The organism is Sphaerisporangium rufum (assembly GCF_016863395.1).
GTDB lineage: Bacteria > Actinomycetota > Actinomycetes > Streptosporangiales > Streptosporangiaceae > Sphaerisporangium > Sphaerisporangium rufum.
In genome coordinates this window covers 1-775 of record NZ_BOOU01000159.1, presented here as the reverse complement: position 1 = coordinate 775, position 775 = coordinate 1, and the positions used below count along the sequence as shown (strand labels likewise).

At 73.9% G+C, this 775-nt stretch carries 1 protein-coding gene; it reads right to left on the bottom strand.

The genetic code is table 11. The features are described from left to right. A partial coding sequence (locus tag Sru01_RS35135; RefSeq protein WP_445009389.1) for a phospholipid carrier-dependent glycosyltransferase occupies positions 1-753 on the bottom strand: 753 nt, incomplete at its 3' end. Positions 754-775 lie beyond the last annotated feature (22 nt).

The window sequence follows — 775 nt, the reverse complement described above, 5'->3', positions numbered from 1 at the left end:
CCAGGAGCGCAGGGAGTCGATGACGAAGTAGCCCCAGCCGCTGGAGGTGGCCTGGACCCAGTTGCGGCCGTAGCCGTAGGCCGAGGCGAACCAGCCCGACCACGACAGCACGTAGGTCACCGCCGGGACCACCGCCAGCGCGGCCAGCGCGCCGGGCAGATCACGCCCGGCCAGCCCCAGATAGGGCCGGCGCACCCCGACCGCGCGACGGGCCCCGGCGTCCCACAACAGTGACATCACCGCGAACGCCACCAGGAAGTAGATCCCGCTCCACTTCACCGCGCACGCCGCGCCCAGACACACCCCCGCCGCGATCCGCCACGGCCGCCACCCCAGCCGCGGCCCGCCCGCCCCGTCCACCGAACCCGCCGAACCCGCCGAACCCGGCAGACCCGGCGAACCCGGCGACGCGGGCATGGTCGAGGTCACCGCGGAGGCCACCACCGCGCCCGCCGCCGCACCCGCCGCGTCGTACCAGGCCGCCAGCCGCGAACGCGCCCAGTCACGATCGGCCACCAGGCAGGCGAACCCGGCCAGCACCCACACCATCAAGAACACATCCAGCAGCGCGGTGCGCGACAGCACGAAATGCAACCCGTCCAGCGCCAGCACCGCACCGGCCAGACACCCCAGCAGCGTCGAGCGCGTCATCCGCCGCGCCACCCGCGCCACCACCAGGATCGACACCGCCCCGGCCACCGCCGCCGCGAACCGCCACCCGAACGGATCGGCCCCGAACAACCACTCACCCAACCCGATCATCCACTTCCCGAGC